This is a genomic window from Levilactobacillus brevis (assembly GCA_021383565.1).
GTDB classification, from domain to species: Bacteria; Bacillota; Bacilli; order Lactobacillales; family Lactobacillaceae; genus Levilactobacillus; species Levilactobacillus brevis_B.
The window spans coordinates 1,287,436-1,305,918 of the sequence record CP079699.1; the positions used below are offsets into that span (position 1 = coordinate 1,287,436).

At 49.4% G+C, this 18,483-nt stretch carries 31 protein-coding genes; all 31 read right to left on the reverse strand.

Annotated features, from left to right (window positions below; genetic code table 11):
- Positions 1 to 20: 20 nt before the first annotated feature.
- The 31 genes from KB236_05990 to rplP all read right to left on the reverse strand — a co-directional run bounded on the left by KB236_05990 (position 21) and on the right by rplP (position 18,483).
- Positions 21 to 539 (reverse strand): DUF4065 domain-containing protein, encoded by a 519-nt coding sequence (locus KB236_05990; protein UIF28117.1) that lies wholly within the window; start codon positions 537 to 539, stop codon positions 21 to 23.
- Positions 540 to 791: 252 nt separating this feature from the next.
- On the reverse strand, positions 792 to 1,454 hold the full coding sequence (locus tag KB236_05995; GenBank protein ID UIF28118.1) for a TrkA family potassium uptake protein: 663 nt from the start codon (positions 1,452 to 1,454) through the stop codon (positions 792 to 794).
- 12 nt (positions 1,455 to 1,466) lie between these two features.
- Positions 1,467 to 2,831 carry a TrkH family potassium uptake protein gene (locus tag KB236_06000; GenBank protein UIF28119.1) on the reverse strand — a complete coding sequence of 455 codons (1,365 nt, stop codon included), beginning with the start codon at positions 2,829 to 2,831 and terminating at the stop codon, positions 1,467 to 1,469.
- Positions 2,832 to 3,017: 186 nt separating this feature from the next.
- Positions 3,018 to 3,758 (reverse strand): glucose 1-dehydrogenase, encoded by a 741-nt coding sequence (locus KB236_06005; protein ID UIF28120.1) that lies wholly within the window; start codon positions 3,756 to 3,758, stop codon positions 3,018 to 3,020.
- A 243-nt stretch (positions 3,759 to 4,001) separates the two neighbouring features.
- Positions 4,002 to 4,394: a 30S ribosomal protein S9 gene (gene rpsI / locus KB236_06010; GenBank protein UIF28121.1), complete on the reverse strand. Its 393-nt coding sequence runs from the start codon at positions 4,392 to 4,394 to the stop codon at positions 4,002 to 4,004.
- A gap of 13 nt (positions 4,395 to 4,407) precedes the next feature.
- On the reverse strand, positions 4,408 to 4,851 hold the full coding sequence (gene rplM / locus KB236_06015; protein UIF28122.1) for a 50S ribosomal protein L13: 444 nt from the start codon (positions 4,849 to 4,851) through the stop codon (positions 4,408 to 4,410).
- A gap of 137 nt (positions 4,852 to 4,988) precedes the next feature.
- The gene (gene truA, locus KB236_06020; protein ID UIF28123.1) at positions 4,989 to 5,786 is read right to left on the reverse strand and encodes a tRNA pseudouridine(38-40) synthase TruA; all 798 of its coding nucleotides are present in this window, start codon (positions 5,784 to 5,786) and stop codon (positions 4,989 to 4,991) included.
- Between the two features lie 8 nt (positions 5,787 to 5,794).
- On the reverse strand, positions 5,795 to 6,595 hold the full coding sequence (locus KB236_06025; protein ID UIF28124.1) for an energy-coupling factor transporter transmembrane protein EcfT: 801 nt from the start codon (positions 6,593 to 6,595) through the stop codon (positions 5,795 to 5,797).
- A complete protein-coding gene (locus KB236_06030; protein ID UIF28125.1) occupies positions 6,588 to 7,460 on the reverse strand; it encodes an energy-coupling factor ABC transporter ATP-binding protein in 873 nt (290 codons plus the stop codon). Before KB236_06030 ends, KB236_06025 begins: the two co-directional genes overlap by 8 nt.
- On the reverse strand, positions 7,436 to 8,275 hold the full coding sequence (locus tag KB236_06035; protein ID UIF28126.1) for an energy-coupling factor ABC transporter ATP-binding protein: 840 nt from the start codon (positions 8,273 to 8,275) through the stop codon (positions 7,436 to 7,438). The genes KB236_06030 and KB236_06035 overlap by 25 nt, the downstream gene beginning before the upstream one ends.
- Before the next feature lie 300 nt (positions 8,276 to 8,575).
- Positions 8,576 to 8,959, reverse strand: a complete 384-nt coding sequence (gene rplQ / locus KB236_06040) for a 50S ribosomal protein L17 (protein UIF28127.1) — start codon at positions 8,957 to 8,959, stop codon at positions 8,576 to 8,578.
- A gap of 30 nt (positions 8,960 to 8,989) precedes the next feature.
- Positions 8,990 to 9,940, reverse strand: coding sequence for a DNA-directed RNA polymerase subunit alpha (locus tag KB236_06045; protein ID UIF28128.1), 951 nt, complete (start codon positions 9,938 to 9,940; stop codon positions 8,990 to 8,992).
- An 87-nt stretch (positions 9,941 to 10,027) separates the two neighbouring features.
- Positions 10,028 to 10,417: a 30S ribosomal protein S11 gene (gene rpsK, locus KB236_06050; protein UIF28129.1), complete on the reverse strand. Its 390-nt coding sequence runs from the start codon at positions 10,415 to 10,417 to the stop codon at positions 10,028 to 10,030.
- Positions 10,418 to 10,434: 17 nt separating this feature from the next.
- On the reverse strand, positions 10,435 to 10,800 hold the full coding sequence (gene rpsM / locus KB236_06055) for a 30S ribosomal protein S13 (protein ID UIF28130.1): 366 nt from the start codon (positions 10,798 to 10,800) through the stop codon (positions 10,435 to 10,437).
- A 26-nt stretch (positions 10,801 to 10,826) separates the two neighbouring features.
- Positions 10,827 to 10,946 carry a 50S ribosomal protein L36 gene (gene rpmJ, locus KB236_06060; GenBank protein UIF28131.1) on the reverse strand — a complete coding sequence of 40 codons (120 nt, stop codon included), beginning with the start codon at positions 10,944 to 10,946 and terminating at the stop codon, positions 10,827 to 10,829.
- 29 nt (positions 10,947 to 10,975) lie between these two features.
- A complete protein-coding gene (gene infA / locus KB236_06065) occupies positions 10,976 to 11,194 on the reverse strand; it encodes a translation initiation factor IF-1 (GenBank protein UIF28132.1) in 219 nt (72 codons plus the stop codon).
- A gap of 164 nt (positions 11,195 to 11,358) precedes the next feature.
- The gene (locus tag KB236_06070; GenBank protein UIF28133.1) at positions 11,359 to 12,018 is read right to left on the reverse strand and encodes an adenylate kinase; all 660 of its coding nucleotides are present in this window, start codon (positions 12,016 to 12,018) and stop codon (positions 11,359 to 11,361) included.
- 84 nt (positions 12,019 to 12,102) lie between these two features.
- Positions 12,103 to 13,434, reverse strand: coding sequence for a preprotein translocase subunit SecY (gene secY / locus KB236_06075; GenBank protein UIF28134.1), 1,332 nt, complete (start codon positions 13,432 to 13,434; stop codon positions 12,103 to 12,105).
- Positions 13,434 to 13,868: a 50S ribosomal protein L15 gene (rplO, locus tag KB236_06080; GenBank protein ID UIF28135.1), complete on the reverse strand. Its 435-nt coding sequence runs from the start codon at positions 13,866 to 13,868 to the stop codon at positions 13,434 to 13,436. Before rplO ends, secY begins: the two co-directional genes overlap by 1 nt.
- Before the next feature lie 35 nt (positions 13,869 to 13,903).
- Positions 13,904 to 14,086, reverse strand: a complete 183-nt coding sequence (gene rpmD, locus KB236_06085; protein ID UIF28136.1) for a 50S ribosomal protein L30 — start codon at positions 14,084 to 14,086, stop codon at positions 13,904 to 13,906.
- Positions 14,087 to 14,100: 14 nt separating this feature from the next.
- Positions 14,101 to 14,604 carry a 30S ribosomal protein S5 gene (gene rpsE / locus KB236_06090; protein UIF28137.1) on the reverse strand — a complete coding sequence of 168 codons (504 nt, stop codon included), beginning with the start codon at positions 14,602 to 14,604 and terminating at the stop codon, positions 14,101 to 14,103.
- 22 nt (positions 14,605 to 14,626) lie between these two features.
- On the reverse strand, positions 14,627 to 14,983 hold the full coding sequence (gene rplR / locus KB236_06095) for a 50S ribosomal protein L18 (protein ID UIF28138.1): 357 nt from the start codon (positions 14,981 to 14,983) through the stop codon (positions 14,627 to 14,629).
- Positions 14,984 to 15,030: 47 nt separating this feature from the next.
- Positions 15,031 to 15,567, reverse strand: coding sequence for a 50S ribosomal protein L6 (gene rplF, locus KB236_06100; protein ID UIF28139.1), 537 nt, complete (start codon positions 15,565 to 15,567; stop codon positions 15,031 to 15,033).
- A 30-nt stretch (positions 15,568 to 15,597) separates the two neighbouring features.
- Positions 15,598 to 15,996, reverse strand: a complete 399-nt coding sequence (gene rpsH / locus KB236_06105; GenBank protein ID UIF28140.1) for a 30S ribosomal protein S8 — start codon at positions 15,994 to 15,996, stop codon at positions 15,598 to 15,600.
- Positions 15,997 to 16,029: 33 nt separating this feature from the next.
- Entirely contained in the window at positions 16,030 to 16,215 is a 186-nt protein-coding gene (locus KB236_06110) for a type Z 30S ribosomal protein S14 (protein UIF28141.1), read from the reverse strand.
- 19 nt (positions 16,216 to 16,234) lie between these two features.
- The gene (gene rplE, locus KB236_06115; GenBank protein ID UIF28142.1) at positions 16,235 to 16,777 is read right to left on the reverse strand and encodes a 50S ribosomal protein L5; all 543 of its coding nucleotides are present in this window, start codon (positions 16,775 to 16,777) and stop codon (positions 16,235 to 16,237) included.
- A 25-nt stretch (positions 16,778 to 16,802) separates the two neighbouring features.
- Complete coding sequence (gene rplX, locus KB236_06120; GenBank protein UIF28143.1) at positions 16,803 to 17,114, reverse strand: 50S ribosomal protein L24; 312 nt, start codon at positions 17,112 to 17,114, stop codon at positions 16,803 to 16,805.
- A gap of 36 nt (positions 17,115 to 17,150) precedes the next feature.
- Positions 17,151 to 17,519: a 50S ribosomal protein L14 gene (gene rplN, locus KB236_06125; protein UIF28144.1), complete on the reverse strand. Its 369-nt coding sequence runs from the start codon at positions 17,517 to 17,519 to the stop codon at positions 17,151 to 17,153.
- Between the two features lie 50 nt (positions 17,520 to 17,569).
- A complete protein-coding gene (gene rpsQ, locus KB236_06130; protein UIF28145.1) occupies positions 17,570 to 17,836 on the reverse strand; it encodes a 30S ribosomal protein S17 in 267 nt (88 codons plus the stop codon).
- A 28-nt stretch (positions 17,837 to 17,864) separates the two neighbouring features.
- Positions 17,865 to 18,059 carry a 50S ribosomal protein L29 gene (gene rpmC, locus KB236_06135; GenBank protein ID UIF28146.1) on the reverse strand — a complete coding sequence of 65 codons (195 nt, stop codon included), beginning with the start codon at positions 18,057 to 18,059 and terminating at the stop codon, positions 17,865 to 17,867.
- Positions 18,049 to 18,483, reverse strand: coding sequence for a 50S ribosomal protein L16 (rplP, locus tag KB236_06140; GenBank protein UIF28147.1), 435 nt, complete (start codon positions 18,481 to 18,483; stop codon positions 18,049 to 18,051). The genes rpmC and rplP overlap by 11 nt, the downstream gene beginning before the upstream one ends.

The window sequence follows — 18,483 nt, forward strand, 5'->3', positions numbered from 1 at the left end:
GTAGGTCATTCAATAGGCTGCTATGACACCGGTTCAACGTGAACGGCATCCACTACGGGATCATCGACGGTTGCCTGGGGAAATTCTACGATATCGGTCTGAAAGTAAGCCGTTAGTCGGTCTAAATCAATTGCCTGCCCCACCTTGGTCTCCTGACACGGTTTCTCCTGCAACATCTGCTGGCGAAGTTCAATCGTCGACATGTCCCCGTAGGCCAGCCAGACCGCGTGGAGCACATCCAATAGTTGGGGCTGATGGTCTTCGATATACATATCATCGGCCCAGGCCTTCTTGCCAATCTTACCCACAATCCGAATGCGATCGCGGTATTTGTGCTGGATTGCCGCCACGACCGGCCCGTTCTTTTCAATCACGATGGCGTCCTTAAAAGCCGGCACGCCGTACATCGCCAGATACGTGCCTTGAATGTAATAGAGTAAGGCCATCGCCTTCCATTGCGTGAGCTCTTCGGCGCCGTACATCCCCATCTGCGCCTCGCTTTGTACCCGTAACCAATTGACCATCCGTTTAACTTTCACGAGTTCCTCGTCCCCTTTTGTCAGTTAACTTCTAGTGGTCTAACCATACCAAGCCGACTCCGGAAATTCAATCACAATCGTACCCACCCTCTGAGAGGTTTAATGGGCAGACAAATAGAGCACCTATCTGTTCGACAGGTGCTCACTTTTGGCTTGTTTCTGCTTAGAAACGGCGTCAGATCAGCGTTTCAAAATTAGCAGGCTTTATTGATTGCAATCTCGAAAAATTTCGGTATAGTCGTGAACTAAGCCCTATTTCTTCAGCGCCTCGTCCAAGGCCTCCACGTGCTCAATGGGCCCGACCACCGTCAAGACGTCGTGTAGCTGGACCATGTCGGTCGGCTGCGGCGAGATGTTAATCTTCTGGCCGTGCTGAATGGCGATGATCGTTAGGTCGAAGCGTTTGCGCAGATTCAGGTCAATCAAATTCTGGTTGACGAAGGTCGGGTCGGTGATGACCACCTCGGCCAGTGTGTATTTATCACTCAAGTCAATAAAATTCAAAATATGGTTGGAGAGGAGCTTGCGGACAATACTATGCCCCATATCACGTTCGGGGAAGATCACCTGATCGGCACCCACGCGCTTAAGCACGCGGCCGTGGTCACTGGTTTCGGCCTTAGCGATCACCTTTTCGGCGCCCAGTTCCTTAGCCAACATGGTCGTCAGAATGCTGGCCTCCATGTTGTTCCCAATTCCCACAATCACGTAGTCAAAGGTATCGATGTTTAATTCCCGCAGAACCTCTTCGTCGCGCGTATCGGCCACCAATGTCTGGGTGGCGATCTCCGTCATTTCATTGACGGGCGCCTCCTGAACATCCACGGCAAGCACGTCTTGGTGGGTCTCAGCGATCGTTTCCACCACACTCTGTCCAAATCGGCCGAGGCCCAACACTGCAAAACTTTTTTTCATCTTTCAGACTCCTTAACCAATTAAGATATTTTCTTCCGGATAACGAATCAGGTTTTTCTTCACTTGGCGCCGCGACAGCGTGTAGAGCGTGGTGAAGATGCCGACCCGGCCGATGAACATTAATAGCATAATAACAATCTTGCCAATCACCGTCAGATGCGGCGTTAACCCCAGGCTTAACCCCACGGTGCCAAAGGCCGACAGCACTTCGAACACGATGTATTCCAGACCGAAGTTTTGCGGAATCTTTTCCGTCTGGGTCAGCACCAGCGTGGCCAAGGCAATCACGACACTCGCCATGAAGATGAGTAGCAGCGCCCGACTCACATTAGCCTGACTGAAGCGGCGGTGCGCAAACTCGGCGTCCTTCTTCCCCCGCAACTGCGCGATGCTCTGAATCATCAGCACGCCAAACGTCGTGGTCTTAATCCCCCCGGCGGTCGACCCCGGCGTCCCACCGATGAACATCAGAATCATAATCAGAAAAATACTGCCGGGATGTAACTCACTGGTCGGTAGCGAGACCAGCCCCGCCGTCCGCGGCGTCACACTCAGGAATAACGTGTTGATCGTCCGGTTGAACCAGGATGTCCCCTTAGGGAGTAGGCTCAAGTCGCGTTCCGTCACCAGCAGGATGACAAAGCCAATCACGAACAGCGACAGTGTAGTCACCAGCGTGAGCTTGGAGTTTAGCGTCAGGCGTTTACGCTCATGAAAAAGTAGCAGATCGCGCCAGACCAGGAAGCCTAGCCCCCCGGCCACAATCAGTAGCGTCGTCACCAGCAGCATGTAGGAGTCATCGCGGAAGCCCATGAGGCTATTGCCGAAGACATCGAAGCCCGCGTTACAAAACGACATGACGGAGTGGAACAGCGACACATAGATGCCCTGCGACCACCCGTAACGCGGGATAAAATCAAAGGAAAACAGAATCATCCCCGCCACCTGAAACAGCGCCGACAGGACAATGACGTAACGCATGACACTCTTGGTATCGTGCAGATGCTCCAGATTCAGCGATTCCTTGACCATCAGCTGCGTGGACAGGTTCAGGTGCCGCCGCATCACGTTAAACAGCAGTACCGCAAACGTCATGTATCCCAGCGCCCCAATCTCGGTCATGATCATGATGGCCACCTGGCCGAACGGCGTCCAGGTCTCCGCGGTGTTGACCACGGTCAGCCCAGTAATGCAGGTTGCCGAGGTCGCCGTAAACAAGGCATTAATAAAGGAAACGGGCGCATCGCGATAAGTGGCCACCGGCAAGCTTAACAGCAACGTCCCGACCGCAATAATCAAAATGAAGCCCATAACCATTTTTTTAGAGAGTGTATTTAAAAATAAATCATAAAACTTTGAATGTCGAATTTTATCCATGATTGTCCCTTGCCTCGTATCAGTATCCATTCCCCCAGTCTAAGACAACCTCTGGGGGAAAACAACACCTAATCCCGGGGAAAATTGAAAAACTCATAGCGGACCAGCCTAGTCGGAAAAGATTCTGACCGAGACGCCCGCTATGAGTTTCATCTTACGATTTAATCGGTTATCACACTTCTAAGTCTATGGCGTGGTTAAGCCGCCATCAACGACAAACTCTTGTCCGGTTGCGTAACTAGCTTCGTCGGAGGCCAAGAAGCTGACCATGTTGGCTAATTCGGCTGGCCGACCCACTCGACCCATTGGAATAGCCGATTCGGTAGCCTTTAAGGATTCTTCACTCGTCGTATCCAGAATCGGCGTCTTAATCACGCCAGGGTGAACCGAGTTAACCCGCACGCCATACTTAGTAAATTCGAGTGCAGCGCCCTTGCTCATTCCCCGAACAGCCCACTTGCTGGAAACGTAGCCACTCAAGTCAGCGAAGCCGGCCATCCCAGCAACTGAGGAAATGTTGATAATTGAGCCGTTACCATTTTTCTTAAGTGAAGGTAACGTGTACTTCATTCCGTAGAAGACACCGTATTGGTTAATCTTGACGACCTTGTCGTAATCGGCAACCGAAACGTCTTCAATTGAACTTTGGATCGCAATCCCAGCGTTATTGACCAAGATGTCAAACGATGTGGAAAAATGCTGTTCACCTTCACTAACCACCTTTGGCCAGGCCTCAGCGTCAGACACATCTTGTTTAATGAAGTAAGCATTCTCACCTAATTGGTCTTGGATCTTTTGACCGGCTTCCACGTTCCGGCCGGTGAAGACAACCTTAGCCCCATTGTTAATGAAGTTTTCGACGATTGCCGTTCCAATCCCACTTGTGCCACCGGTCACTAATGCTGTCTTACCTGATAAATCTGCCATTCGATTACCTCCACAAATCCTTATTTAGTCACAAATAAGCTAGTCAATCCATCATATTTATAAAGTGAATTTACTAACAAGCACAAGATTATTCTAGCACAACATTCATAAACTGACTGACGGAAATGACAATTTAAGCAGATTTGTCCACGATGAACAATGCCAAGTAGTTGGCAAAATCCTCTCCAAACAAAAAATCCCCACCGCAATGGTGAGGATTTCCCAATAGATAATATCGAAATATTAACGCTTGGAGAATTGTGAAGCCTTACGTGCCTTCTTGAGACCTGGCTTCTTCCGTTCTTTCATCCGGGCGTCACGAGTCAAGAGACCCGCACGCTTCAATGGGCCACGGAAATCTGGGTCAACTTCGAGCAATGCCCGAGCGATCCCATGACGAGTTGCGCCGGCTTGGCCGGAGAAACCGCCACCACGAACAGTAACTAATGCATCGTAGTTACCGAGCGTTTCCGTAACGTTGAATGGTTGTAAAACAACTTCACGAATACTTGCGAATGGAATGTAGTCTTCGATTGCCTTGTTGTTCATAACAATCTTACCTGAGCCGGGTACTAAACGTACACGTGCAGAGGAGTTTTTACGACGGCCAGTGCCGCGATATTGAACTTGTGCCAATTTGGTTTCCTCCTTAGATTAGGTTAGTAATGTCTAATACTTCTGGCTTTTGTGCTTCGTGCTTGTGGTCTGCACCAGCGTACACGTGAAGCTTCAATGCCATGTGGTGACCTAAGGAGTTCTTAGGGAGCATACCTTGAACAGAAGTTTCGATCAATTTTTCTGGGTTTTGATCCCGGAAGTTACCAGCAGTCCGTGACTTCAAGCCACCAGCGAAACCAGTGTGGTGGTAGTAAATCTTGTCGGCTGCCTTACGGCCAGTTAAAGCGACTTTTTCAGCGTTGATGACGATTACGTTATCACCAGTGTCCACGTTAGGGGTGAACGTTGGCTTGTTCTTACCACGTAATACAGAAGCAACGACTGAAGCAAGACGACCTAAGCTAACATCAGTTGCGTCGACGATGTACCATTTGCGGTCAACATCGTTGGGTTTTGCCATATAAGTTGTACGCACGTTAAATTCCTCCATAAATCTGTGTTTGTCTGACACCAAGTAAACTTTCCGGGGCTTATCGTGGGGCAAACAATACCAACAACCATAATACAAAGTTTTCACCATAAAGTCAATGATTGTTTGCCCCTTAACCAAAATTACCGCTGGTGTTGCGGCAATTTTGTCGGATGCGCCGGGTCCTCGCCTTGATAATAGACATGTTTCAAGTATAATCCCGCGGCTGGAACCGTTCGTCTGGCCTGCCGGCGGTCTTTCACTTCATATAGCCGTAAAATATCATGCACCGGCCGCGTCCCCGCGCCAATCTCGACGAGTACGCCGACCATGATCCGGACCTGATTGTACATGAAGCCATTACCGTAAAATTCGAAGACCAATTCGTTGTTGGTCTGGTCGATATGGCACGTGGCCTCGTAAATCGTCCGCACAAAGGTCCTGGTCTGAGCCCCAGAGGCCACGAAACTGGTAAAATCGTGTTCTCCGACCAGATCGCCCAGTGCCTGATTAATCTTACCTAAATCCACCGGAAACTTCCAGTGCCCCGTATAATTGCGTTTAAAGGGATTCCGAAATTCACCCAGATCCATCCGATACAGGTAGCGCTTGCCGGAAACATCGTACCGGGCGTGGAAGGTGCTGGCGACCTCCTCGACCTTCAAGACCTCCATATCCATCGGTAGCATGCTGTTTAAGCCCTTACGCATACTCTCCGCAGGAATGATGAAGGGAAAGTCGAAGTGGGCCACTTGCGCCAACGCATGGACGCCCGCATCGGTCCGCCCCGACCCGTAGATCACGATGGCTGGTTCGGGATTCTTCGCCATCTTATTGACGACCTGAGTCAGCACGCTCTCCACGGTCCGCTTATGGGGTTGCCGCTGAAAGCCGGCAAAGTTGGTACCATCATACATAAAAGTTACTTTATAACGTTGCATCTTTCCTCCTACCACCGACGAGTTGCTAATATGGCGGCCAATACCGCCACGAAAATCAGCCAAGTCACCGTATCTCGCCGTTGCCAAGTTAAGATTCGATACTGGCTACGGTGCTCGCTGTCTTGATAGCCGCGTGCTTCCATCGCCGTCGACAGCTCCTCGGCTCGGTTGAAGGCGCTCATGAATAGCGGCACCATCAAGGGAATCAGCGATTTAGCCTGCTTTAACAAGCCACCTTCGCCAAAGTCCACGCCCCGAGCACGCTGGGCATTCATAATCTTAGTGGCCTCATCCATCAGCGTCGGTACGAACCGCAAGGCAATCGACAGCATCATCGCCAGCGTATCCACCGGCACGCGAACCCACCGCAAGGGCTTCATCAGCGACGCCAACCCAGTGGCGATATCCAGTGGCTGCGTCGACAACGTCAGTAGCGTCGACATCATGATGATTAACAGGAAACGAATGAAGATGTAGCCGGAGTTAATCAGGCCAAACTGGGTGATATTGATAAACGCCCAGTGGAAGTACACGTGGCCCCCGACCGGACTGAACAGCAGCTGCAGGACCACGGTGAAGATAATCAGCCACAGCAACGGCCGTATCCCCCGCAGAAAGAAGCCCAGACTGATCTTCGACGCCAGAATAGCGCCCACCGTAAAGGCGATGATCAGCAGGTAACTCACCGGGTTATTGGCCATGAAGACCAACACGATATAGCAGAAGCTCAACATGAGTTTATTTCGCGGGTCCAGGTGGTGAACCACCGAGTCCAGGGGCAGATAGCGCCCAAAGATAAACTTAGACATGGGCGTCCCCCTCTCCCGGCCAACGTGCCGCCAAGTCATCGGCCAATTGCTCGGCGGTCAACGGCAGGCGATCAAAGGATACCCCCCGGTCGGCCAATCGCTGGGCGAACTGCGCCGCTCGCGGCATGTCCAGCTGGTTGGCCTGTAGCCACGCAGCATCACTGAAGACGTCTTGGGGCGTGCCGAATTTAACCAGCTTCCCCGCACGCATCACGGCGACCTGTTCGGCGTATTGGGCCACGTCTTCCATCTGGTGAGTCACCAGCACGATGCTCAGCCCCTGCTCCCGGTGCAAGCGAGCGAAGAGGTTCATCATCTCCTGACGGCCTTGCGGGTCCAAACCGGCCGTGGGCTCATCCAGGACCAACACCTGCGGCCGCATCGCCAAGACGCCGGCGATGGCCACCCGGCGCATCTGCCCCCCGGACAGTTCAAACGGTGAACGCTCGGCATAACTACTGTCGAGGCCGACCGTCTGCAGCATGGCATCGGCTAATTTATTCGCGTCGGCCGCACCCATCCCGAAGTTACGCGGGCCAAAGGCGATATCCTGCCGAATTGTTTCCTCAAAGAGCTGGCTCTCGGGGAACTGAAAGACCATGCCGACGTGTTGCCGGAGTGGCTTGAGGTCGGCGTTGGTGGTCTTCGGCGTAATCGTGAAGTCATCCACCGTGATCTGGCCGCTCGTGGGTTTCAACAGGGCATTGATCTGCTGAATCAGCGTGGACTTCCCACTACCGGTGTGCCCGACAATCGCCAGGTAGCTATGGTCCGGCACGTGGAAGGACACGTCGTCAACGGCAGAAGTCGCCATGGGCGTGCCCGCCTGGTAGGTATAGCTTACGTGTTCGAAAGTGATTGCCACAGCCATTCCTCCATTTCCGCCGCGGTCTGGTACGCCGCCGGAGGCTCGATGCCCCGGCGTTTTAGTGCGGCCTTTAACTTCGCGGTGAAGGGCAGATCCAAACCCAACTTCACCAGCTGTTCGCCTTGCGCAAAGATAGTAGCCGGATCGGCCTCATCGACCAAACGACCATCGTCAATCACCAGGATGCGATCGGCCCCGGCCGCCTCGTCAATATCATGGGTAATCGAGATCACCGTCAAATGCCGGTCGGCTCGTAACTGCCGGACCAACGACAACATCTCGCGGCGCCCCTGGGGATCGAGCATGCTGGTAGCCTCGTCTAGGATCAGAACGTCCGGTGCAATCGCCACGATACCAGCCAACGCTACCCGCTGCTTCTGCCCGCCAGATAAGGAGCTGGGCTCGCGGTGGGCAAAGGCCGTCATCCCGACCTGCTCAATGGCCGTCGCCACCCGCGGCACCATCTCGGCGCGCGGAATCTGCCGGTTCTCCAGTCCAAACGCCACGTCATCGGCGACGGTGGCCCCGACGAATTGGTTATCGGGATTCTGGAAAATCATTCCGATCTTCTCGCGCACCTGCCAGACGGTCGCCGGCGTCAGCTGTATGCCACCCACGGTCACGTCACCGGTCGTAAACGGCAACAGGCCATCCAACGACTTGGCGAGGGTGGATTTGCCACTCCCGTTGTGGCCGACAATCGCCAGCCATTCACCGGCGTGGACGTTAAAGCTCACGTCATCTAGGGCTGGTCGCGCATCGTCTTCCTGGTAACGATAGCTCAAATGTTTAACTTCAATAATATTTGCCATCCGCGCGCTACTCTCCTTTGAAAAAGTCACCGCTAATTATACCAAAAAAACGGTCGTGACCGAAGTGTTGTCCGTTGATTTACGGAAATTTGGTGATTGTCCGGCATCACCGTAAAAAAGGGTATAAAAAAATCACTAACAAACCAGCGGCGCTGAGGCGTTAGCCCCCATTCAAGCTAGACTCGGAAAGATTTCCCCATCATCGTAGCGCTCTATACCACATGGTTCTAGTGATTAATTTAAAACATATTGGTCTCCCGTTTACGGTCGAGAGGACACCGTGAACCGCGAACTAAATAATTAGTCAACGAATTCCAGAACTGCCATAGCGGCACCATCACCGCGACGAGGCATCGTCTTTAAGATACGCGTGTAACCACCGTTACGGTCGGCGTACTTAGGTGCTAATTCGCTGAATACCTTTTGCAATGCGCTGGTAACGACAACATCATCGCCGTCTTCCTTAACATCAGCAACCACGTTACGGATGAACGCAGCAGCCTGACGCCGGGCGTGCAAGTCGCCTTGCTTACCCAAGGTAATCATTTGGTCAGCCGTCTTCCGAACTTCTTTAGCGCGTGCTTCAGTCGTTTCGATGCGGCCGTTTAAAATTAAACTGGTAGTCAAATCGCGTAACAAGGCACGACGTTGAGAACTAGTCCGTTGTAATTTACGGTAACTCATAACCAGAAACCCTCCTTTGAGTGTCTAAAATTAGTCTTCCTTCCGAAGTGACAAACCTAAGTCAGCTAACTTAGCCTTAACTTCTTCAAGGGACTTGCGACCCAAGTTACGAACCTTCATCATATCTGCTTCAGTCTTGTTAGTCAGTTCCTGAACCGTGTTGATACCAGCACGCTTCAAGCAGTTGTAAGAACGAACGGATAAGTCGAGCTCTTCGATGGTCATCTCAAGCATCTTTTCCTTATGCGTTTCTTCTTTTTCAACCATGATTTCCGCATTCTTAGCTTCGTCAGTCAGGTCGACAAACATAGCCAGATGTTCGGTCAAGATCTTGGCAGCCAATGAAATGGCTTCGCTTGGATTAATTGAACCGTTTGTCCAAACATCCAGGGTCAATTTATCGTAGTCAGCCCGTTGGCCAACCCGTGCATTCTCTACTTGGTAGTTAACCCGTTCGATTGGGGTGTAAATGGAATCAACAGCTAAAACGCCAATTGGCATTTCCGTGTTCTGAGCTTTGTGCTCGTCAGCAGAAACATAGCCACGGCCCTTATCCGCAGTCATCCGCATATGGAACGTTGCCCCATCGGCAACCGTAGCAATGTACAGATCTGGGTTCAAGACATCAACGTCGGCACCCGCCACAATATCACCGGCAGTGATTTGCGCTGGTCCCTTAACATTGATCTCCATGGATTCTTCCTGATCGTCGGAACCGTTCAGCTTCAGCGCGATCTTCTTAACATTTAAGATAATCTGCGTGACGTCTTCAACGACCCCTTCAACCGTAGAAAATTCATGTAAAACCCCGTCGATTTGAATGCTGGTAACAGCTGCACCAGGTAATGATGAAAGCAAGATCCGCCGTAAGGAGTTCCCAAGCGTTGTCCCGTAACCACGTTCCAACGGCTCAACAACAAACTTACCGTAGTTGCTACTCTCATCAATTTTATGAATGTTAGGCTTTTCAAATTCAATCATTCTTATCGTTTACCCCTTTCAAACCGCGTTGAGCTCCTATAAGTCAATCCCATCATGAAGGTTGCCCTCATTAATGAAACGCTCACGTTAAACCCGACGGCGCTTTGGAGGACGAGTCCCATTATGAGGCACTGGCGTAACGTCACGAATAGCCGTAACTTCGATACCAGCAGCTTGGATGGCCCGGATAGCAGCTTCACGTCCTGAACCAGGACCCTTGACAGCAACTTCAACGGACTTAACACCGTGTTCTTGTGATGCCTTGGCAGCGGCTTCAGCAGCCATTTGTGCAGCAAATGGTGTTGATTTCCGACTACCCTTGAACCCTAAAGCACCAGCAGATGACCAGGCAATGGCGTTCCCTTGAACGTCCGTGATCATGACCAATGTGTTGTTAAACGTAGCATGAATGTGTGCAACACCGGATTCAATGTTCTTTTTGACCCGACGCTTGCGACTAGTTTTTCTAGTAGCCATAAAGTGTTGACCCTCCTTTACTTCTTCTTACCGGCAATCGAAACGGCTTTACCCTTCCGAGTGCGGGCGTTGTTTTTGGTGTGTTGGCCGCGAACAGGCAAACCGCGACGGTGACGCATCCCACGGTAAGAACCGATTTCTTGCAAGTTCTTGATGTTCAGGCTAACTTCACGACGTAAGTCACCTTCGACCTTGTACTTGTCAACTTCGGCACGAACCTTGTCTTCTTGATCAGGTGTCAAATCGCGAACCCGAACGTCTTCTGCGACACCAGCATCCGCAACAATCTTGTGTGCGGTGTTGATACCAATACCAAAAATGTAAGTCAAACCATAAGCGATTTTCTTATCACGTGGTAAATCCACTCCAGCAATACGTGGCATTAAATGTGCACCTCCTATAAATTGAATTACTTACCCTGGCGTTGTTTGTGCTTAGGGTTGGCTGAGCAAATAACCATTACTCGACCCTTACGCTTGATAACCTTGCAGTGTTCGCACATTGGCTTAACTGATGGTCTTACTTTCATGAATATCCCTCCTACATCTGTCCAGGCGGTTACTTGAAACGATAAGTAATCCGGCCTTTAGACAAGTCATACGGTGACATTTCAACAGTTACTCGATCACCAGGCAGAATCCGGATGTAATGCATCCGAATCTTACCGGAGACGTGAGCGAGAATCTCATGACCGTTTTCTAATTCGACCCGAAACATTGCGTTAGGTAATGTTTCGGTAACTTTACCTTCGACTTCGATGACATCGCTTTTCGCCACGAAAGTACCTCCCTTTTAATTGCGTGTAAAATACACGTAAAAGCAGCAGGAGCAAGGATGTTGCTCCCACCTAGCACCTGTGAATTGCGACAGCGCGCCATTTACAGGCTAAACCTGAATAAGTCTACCATAATTCCCACAACTTAGCAAGAACTTAGTAAAACCTACAGATTCTTCAAGATCTTTTCAATGTCGACGTAGACATCATCGATAGCCCGGTCACCATCTACCGTGAAGAGCAAGCCCTTCTTGGTGTAGTAATCAACGAGTGGCGTGTTCGCCTTAAGGTTAACCGCCAGACGATTCTTCACCGTTTCCGGCTTGTCGTCTTCACGTTGATAGAAATCATGGCCGCCACAGACATCACAAGTGCCCTCAACCTTAGGATTGTGGTAAAGCTTGTGATACGTTGCGCCACAAGTCCGGCAGATGTACCGACCGGAAAGGCGTTCAACCAAGACATCGGGTTCAACGTGAATGTTAATCACGGCGTTGATGGTCCGATCCAGTTCTGGGCCAAAGCTATCTAAGGCTTCGGCTTGAACTAAGGAACGGGGGAACCCATCCAACATGAAACCAACCTTGGTATCATCTTGAGCTAAGCGATCCCGAACGATGCCATTCGTGACTTCATCCGGTACCAGTTCACCTTTGTCGATGAACTTCTTAGCGGCCAAACCCATTTCGGTTTCGTTCTTCATCGCTTCACGGAAGATGTCTCCCGTAGAAATATGCGGCAAGTGGAACTCATCGATAATCTTTTGGGCTTGGGTCCCTTTACCGGCACCTGGTAGGCCCATGAGGATTAAATTCATTGCTGTCATGTTCGTTCTCCTTATTTCAAAATTATTAGCCTGAAATACACAAGCAGGTGTGCCAATTAGATCAACACACCCGCTGGAAACTCATTAAGCTGGTTCTGGACCTTGCGGATCATTTGGTGATCCTTGAATAAAGCCGACGTATTCGCGCTTCATCATCAATCCGTCAACCTGACGCATGGTTTCGATAGCCACACCAACGACGATTAAGAGGCTGGTACCACCTAAACCAATAGACTCATCTAAGTCCCAAAGATTTTGGGCTAACAACGGAATTAAGGAAATGAATCCAAGGAAGAGTGACCCAACAGTGCTGAGTCGCATCAACAAACTGGAAACGTATGACTGCGTTTCGTGACCAGGCCAAACACCAGGAATGTAGCTCCCCTGCTTTTGCAGGTTCTCAGACAACTTTTCTGGGTTGACTTGAACGAACGCATAGAAGAACGTGAACACAATGATCAGAACGGTGTACAGAATGGCACCATCGAAGGTTTGCATGTTAAACAGGTTCGTCATGGTCTGATACCAGGCATCCTGCGAATGCGTGTTTTGGAACGCCATCAGAATCGTCTGGGGCGTGGCAATAAACGAACTTGCGAAGATAACTGGAATAACACCGGCAACGTTAACCTTTAATGGGAGGTAGCTGCTATCTGGCGAACCAGATACCCGCCGCGTATACTGCATTGGTACCCGCCGTTCGGCCTGTTGAACCCACGTCGTAAACGTGATGATCACCAGAACCAAGACGACCAAGCCTAATACGAAGAGTACGCTCTTCCACATGTCCCCCGTCGCAATGTCAACGAAGTAATCTTTGTAGAGTTTGTAGACGGCAGTTGGCGTCCGGGCAATGATACCCGCGAAGATAATCATTGAAATCCCGTTACCTAAACCACGATCGGTGATCATATCACCCATCCAAGTGGTCAACATGGTCCCACCGGTCAGGATTAACCCAATCGACAGATACGTGGCAACACTCGGATTTTGCACCAGTTTCATTGAGCTTAACGCACTGAAACCAGCGGTGATCCCAATCGACTGAACGAAAGCCAAAGCAATCGCTAAGTAACGCGTCGCTTGGTTTAACTTCCGCCGTCCAACGTCCCCTTGCTTACTCCATTCAACGAAGCGCGGAACGATGTCCATTTGTAGCAATTGAATAACGATTTGTGCAGTGATGTAAGGTGAAACCCCCATCGCGAAGATGGAATAGTTGGTCAACCCACCACCACTGAAGGTATCTAAAATACTAACTAACCCAGAAGACGCAACGCTTTGAAGTGCCTTCGCGTTAATGCCGGGGACAGTAATATAGGTACCCAACCGAAAGACAATCAAAACCAGAAGAGTAAAGAGAATCTTTTTACGAATATCTTTAATCTTAAACGCGTTTTTTAAGCTTGAGAGCATTAAATCACCTCAGTCTTACCACCAGCAGCTTCGATAGCTTCGGCAGCTGACTTGGAGAACTTAGCGGCTTTAACCGTTAACTTCTTCGTTACTTCGCCGTTACCTAAAATCTTGATACCGGCTTTTTCGTTCTTCACGATACCGGCTTCGACTAAGGCAGCTGGTGTAACTTCAGCACCATCATCAAAGACGTTCAAAGCAGATAAGTTTACGACAGCAAATTCCTTGCGGTTAATGTTGGTAAACCCACGCTTTGGAATCCGACGGTACAGTGGCATTTGGCCACCTTCAAAACCCAAACGAGTCTTGCTACGAGCCTTTTGACCCTTTTGGCCACGACCAGCAGTCTTACCGTTACCAGATGAATCACCACGGCCAACCCGGTTACGAACCTTCCGTGAGCCTTCAGCAGGTTTTAGTTCATTCAACTTCATGCTATTGCGCACCTCCTTATAAAATGAAATTAGGACTACTTAACTTCTTCAACTTTAATTAAATGTGCGATTTGGAAAAGCGCACCGCGAGTGGCTTCGTTGTCTGGTTGAACCACCGTGCTGTTGACACGGTTTAAACCAAGAGCTTCCACAATCTTCCGCTGTTTAGGGAGGCGGTGAGCGACACTATGAATTAAAGTAACTTTTAATTGAGCCATTTTAATACCCCTCCTTATTCAGCTAAGTGTTGAAGAGAGACACCACGGAGAGCGGCAACTTCTTCAGCACGCTTTAACTCAGCAAGGCCAGCAAAAGTGGCACGAACTGCGTTAACTGGCGTGTTAGAGCCAAGACGCTTAGAAGTAACGTCAGCAACACCGGCTAATTCCATGACGGAACGAACGGCACCACCGGCAGTAACTCCAGAACCTTCAGCAGCGGGCTTGAGTAAGATCTTACCCCCACCATAAAGACCGAGTGCTTCGTGAGGAATGGTCGTTCCCACGATTGGAACTTCGATCAAGTTCTTACGAGCGGCTTCAACAGCCTTACGGATAGCTTCTGGGACTTCTTGTGCTTTACCAGTACCAAAGCCAACGTGACCGTTCTTATCGCCGACAATTACAAGTGCTGAGAACCGAAGACGACGGCCACCTTTAACAACTTTGGTGATCCGGTTGATAGCAACAACGTTATCTTCAAGTTCTAACTTGTCGGGATCAATAAATTTTGCCATGTGTGGTTATTCCTCCTTACTGTTAAAATTCCAGCCCGTTTTCACGAGCAGCTTCTGCCAATGCTTGGACACGGCCATGGTACAAGTACCCGCCACGATCAAACACGACGTTGCTAATCTTCTTTTCGACAGCGCGCTTAGCAACTAAAACACCAACAGCCTTAGCTTGGTCAGTCTTGTTGTCGCCACTGACTTCGCTATCTAACGTTGAGGCACTAACAAGCGTGACACCCGCTACGTCATCAATGACTTGAGCGTAGATGTTTTTGTTAGAGCGGAAAACGTTTAAGCGTGGGCGTTCTGCAGTTCCAGAAATTTTGTTCCGGACACGCGTATGACGCTTTTGACGTGTCTTGTTCTTATCTGGTTTTGTAATCAAAATAGTCACCTCTTTGTAGAATTATCAGCAATTAAGCTGCGTTACTGTTACTTACCAGTCTTACCTTCACGAATCCGAACGTATTCGTTTTCGTAACGGATACCCTTACCCTTGTAAGGTTCTGGTGAACGAACGGCACGAACTTCGGCAGCAAAGTCACCGACTTCTTGCTTGCTGATACCAGAAATGTTGATGGTCGTGTTATCAGGAACCTTAACTTCCAAGGTTTCTGGAATAGCCATTTCAACAGGGTTGGAGTAACCAACACTCAAGATCAAGGTCTTACCCTTGGCTTGAACACGGTAACCAACACCGACCAGCTTCAAGGTCTTAGCGAAACCATTAACAACACCTTGGACCATGTTGTTTAAGTTAGCACGCTGAGTACCGTGAAGAGCACGGGTCTTGTTGTTGTTGTCTGGACGGTCGAAATCAACCGCACCGTCACTAATCTTCATGGTGATGATGTCAGAGAAAGTCCGGGTTAAAGAACCTTTAGGACCCTTGACAGTTACTTGATCACCATCGCGTTTAACCTCGACGCCAGCTGGGACATCGACAGTTTTATAACCAATACGACTCACTGTAAGGCACCTCCTATCTTCTTAAAAGTTTTACCAAACGTAGGCGAGAACTTCGCCACCGATTTTCTTGGCACGCGCTTCTTTATCAGTAACTACCCCTTCAGAGGTGGAGATAATAGCGATACCTAAACCGTTCAGAACCTTTGGCACAGCGTCGGCCTTAACGTATGAACGTAAGCCGGGCTTTGAAATACGCTTTAAACCACTGATGACACGTTGGTTATCCTTACCGTACTTCAGGAATACGCGGATGATGCCTTGCTTGTCATCATCGATGTATTCAACATTACGGATGAAACCTTCGCGCTTCAGGATCTCAGCGATGTCGCGTTTAATTTTAGATGCAGGTACTTCGAGTGATTCGTGACGCACCATGTTGGCGTTACGGATCCGCGTCAAGAAGTCTGCAATAGGATCAGTCATGGACATTAACGTTTACCCTCCCTTTGTTTAAAATTCGTTTTACCAGCTAGCCTTCTTCATACCAGGAATTTGACCCTTGTGGGCAAGTTCGCGTAGGCAGATACGGCAAAGGTGGAACTTTTGATAAACAGAGTGTGGACGTCCACAACGTTCGCAACGAGTATATTCTTGAGTAGAGAACTTCGCAGGACGCTTGTTCTTAGCAATTTGTGATTTCTTAGCCAATTTGTGTGAACCTCCTTAATTAGTGTGCAAACGGCATACCGAATTGAGTCAACATTTCGCGTGACTCTTCATCAGTGTTAGCCGTCGTAACGATAACGATGTCCAAACCACGAACACGGTTAACGTTATCAAAGTTAATTTCTGGGAAAATCAATTGTTCCTTGATCCCCAAAGTGTAGTTCCCACGGCCATCAAAGGCACGGGCGCTAACACCATGGAAGTCACGAACACGTGGCAATGACACGTTGATCAATTTGTCCAGGAATTCGTACATCCGGTCACCGCGGAGGGTAACCTTAGCACCGATTGACATGCCTTCACGAAGACGGAAGGTTGCGATTGACTTCTTGGCCTTAGTAACCAATGGCTTTTGACCAGAAATCAACCCAAGTTCTTCAACGGCTTCGTCGAGGTTCTTAGCGTTGGAAACAGCATCACCAACACCCATGTTCAATACGATCTTTTCGATCTTCGGCGTTTGCATAACAGAACTGTAGCTAAATTTTTCCACCAATGATGGGGTAATTTCATTAACGTACTTTTCTTTTAAACGAGCTGACATGAAATTATGTTCCTCCTTTCAATGATTATTTGTCGATGGTTTCGCCGGACTTCTTAGCGAACCGGACTTTGTGACCATCTTCAACACGAACGCCAAGCCGGGTTGGTTCGTTGTTCGAAGGATCAATAAGCATAACGTTGGATGCGTGAATTGGTGCTTCAATATCAATAATTCCGCCTTGGGGATTAGTTTGAGAAGCTTTTTGGTGCTTCTTAATCATATTGACGCCTTTTACGATCACGCGGTTCTTGGCATTGAAGACTTTGGAAATAGTACCTTCCTTGCCTTTATCCTTGCCAGCGATCACGCGGACCTTGTCACCAGTTTTAATAAGCATTCCTGTGGGCACCTCCTTGTTTAACGCGAGTCTTAATTACAGTACTTCGGGTGCTAATGAGATAATCTTCATGAAGTCGTTGTCACGTAATTCACGTGCAACTGGTCCAAAGATCCGAGTCCCTTGTGGGCTCTTGTCGTCTTTAATCAGCACAGCAGCATTTTCATCAAAACCGATGTAAGAACCGTCATTACGACGTACACGAGACTTCGTACGAACAACGACAGCCTTGACTACATCACCTTTTTTGACAACGCCACCTGGTGTTGCTTGTTTGACAGTAGCAACGATGATATCACCGATTCCGGCGTAGCGACGTTTTGAGCCACCCAGAACCTTGATAGTCAGGATTTCCCGGGCGCCGGAGTTATCGGCAACCTTTAAGCGACTTTCTTGTTGGATCACAGCTAGTGTCCTCCCTTCAGATCTAGTTCAGAATACGATAAAAACGACACCTAAATGATTACTGCTTTTTCAACAATGTCGACTAAGCGGAACCGCTTGGTAGCAGATAATGGACGAGTTTCCATGATTTCAACAATGTCGCCGGTTTGGGCTTCATTCTTTTCGTCATGTGCCTTGTACTTCTTGGAGTACTTGACACGCTTACCATATCTTGCATCCGTCTTCGTCGTTTCTACAACGACAGTGATCGTCTTGTCCATCTTGTCGGACACGACACGACCACGGTAAACCTTGCGGTTATTACGTGCATCACTCATGTATTAGTGACCTCCTTCTTATCGTATTCTATTTGTTCAGTTCTTGTTGACGAAGAGCGGTCTTAATCCGCGCAATGTTCTTGCGAACCTGCTTCAACCGTGCGGTGTTTTCCAATTGACCAGTAGCTAATTGGAAACGCAAGTTGAATAATTCGTCCTTGTAGCTCTTTTCTTTATCGAGCATTTCAGCAGTGGTTAATTCATTGATTTCTTTAGTCTTCATTAGATTCGCCACCTACTTCCTCTCGAGATAAGACCTTAGTACGAACGGGAAGCTTCATGGCTGCAAGCCGTAATGCTTCGCGTGCCGTTTCTTCAGAAACGCCACCGACTTCGAACATTACCTTGCCACGCTTGACTGGGGCTACCCAGCCATCAGGCGTACCTTTACCATTACCCATCCGGACCCCAACACCTTTACTGGTGTAGGATTTGTGAGGGAAAATCTTAATCCAAACTTTCCCACCACGCTTCATATAACGCGTAATTGCAACACGGGCTGCTTCGATTTGACGGTTGGTAATCCACTTGGAATCCAACGCTTGCAAACCGTAATCACCGAAAGCCACGCTCTTGCCACCCTTGGATTCGCCACGAAGCTTTCCACGGTGGACACGACGGAACTTTACTCGCTTAGGTACCAGCAT

Excerpts from the sequence above, each read along its gene's own strand:
- rplX (UIF28143.1), bottom strand. The coding sequence starts at position 17,114 with ATGCTTATTAAAACTGGTGACAAGGTCCGCGTGATCGCTGGCAAGGAT.
- rpmC (UIF28146.1), bottom strand. The coding sequence starts at position 18,059 with ATGAAGACTAAAGAAATCAATGAATTAACCACTGCTGAAATGCTCGAT.
- truA (UIF28123.1), bottom strand. The coding sequence starts at position 5,786 with ATGCAACGTTATAAAGTAACTTTTATGTATGATGGTACCAACTTTGCC.
- rpmJ (UIF28131.1), bottom strand. The coding sequence starts at position 10,946 with ATGAAAGTAAGACCATCAGTTAAGCCAATGTGCGAACACTGCAAGGTT.
- KB236_05995 (UIF28118.1), bottom strand. The coding sequence starts at position 1,454 with ATGAAAAAAAGTTTTGCAGTGTTGGGCCTCGGCCGATTTGGACAGAGT.
- KB236_06045 (UIF28128.1), bottom strand. The coding sequence starts at position 9,940 with ATGATTGAATTTGAAAAGCCTAACATTCATAAAATTGATGAGAGTAGC.
- rpsQ (UIF28145.1), bottom strand. The coding sequence starts at position 17,836 with ATGAGTGATGCACGTAATAACCGCAAGGTTTACCGTGGTCGTGTCGTG.
- rpsE (UIF28137.1), bottom strand. The coding sequence starts at position 14,604 with ATGGCAAAATTTATTGATCCCGACAAGTTAGAACTTGAAGATAACGTT.
- secY (UIF28134.1), bottom strand. The coding sequence starts at position 13,434 with ATGCTCTCAAGCTTAAAAAACGCGTTTAAGATTAAAGATATTCGTAAA.
- rplE (UIF28142.1), bottom strand. The coding sequence starts at position 16,777 with ATGTCAGCTCGTTTAAAAGAAAAGTACGTTAATGAAATTACCCCATCA.
- rpsH (UIF28140.1), bottom strand. The coding sequence starts at position 15,996 with ATGTCCATGACTGATCCTATTGCAGACTTCTTGACGCGGATCCGTAAC.
- KB236_06000 (UIF28119.1), bottom strand. The coding sequence starts at position 2,831 with ATGGATAAAATTCGACATTCAAAGTTTTATGATTTATTTTTAAATACA.
- rplP (UIF28147.1), bottom strand. The coding sequence starts at position 18,483 with ATGCTGGTACCTAAGCGAGTAAAGTTCCGTCGTGTCCACCGTGGAAAG.
- rplO (UIF28135.1), bottom strand. The coding sequence starts at position 13,868 with ATGAAGTTGAATGAACTAAAACCTGCTGAAGGCTCACGGAAGGTTCGT.
- rpmD (UIF28136.1), bottom strand. The coding sequence starts at position 14,086 with ATGGCTCAATTAAAAGTTACTTTAATTCATAGTGTCGCTCACCGCCTC.
- rpsM (UIF28130.1), bottom strand. The coding sequence starts at position 10,800 with ATGCCACGTATTGCTGGAGTGGATTTACCACGTGATAAGAAAATCGCT.
- KB236_06070 (UIF28133.1), bottom strand. The coding sequence starts at position 12,018 with ATGACAGCAATGAATTTAATCCTCATGGGCCTACCAGGTGCCGGTAAA.
- KB236_06025 (UIF28124.1), bottom strand. The coding sequence starts at position 6,595 with ATGTCTAAGTTTATCTTTGGGCGCTATCTGCCCCTGGACTCGGTGGTT.
- KB236_06035 (UIF28126.1), bottom strand. The coding sequence starts at position 8,275 with ATGGCAAATATTATTGAAGTTAAACATTTGAGCTATCGTTACCAGGAA.
- rpsK (UIF28129.1), bottom strand. The coding sequence starts at position 10,417 with ATGGCTACTAGAAAAACTAGTCGCAAGCGTCGGGTCAAAAAGAACATT.
- rplQ (UIF28127.1), bottom strand. The coding sequence starts at position 8,959 with ATGAGTTACCGTAAATTACAACGGACTAGTTCTCAACGTCGTGCCTTG.
- KB236_06005 (UIF28120.1), bottom strand. The coding sequence starts at position 3,758 with ATGGCAGATTTATCAGGTAAGACAGCATTAGTGACCGGTGGCACAAGT.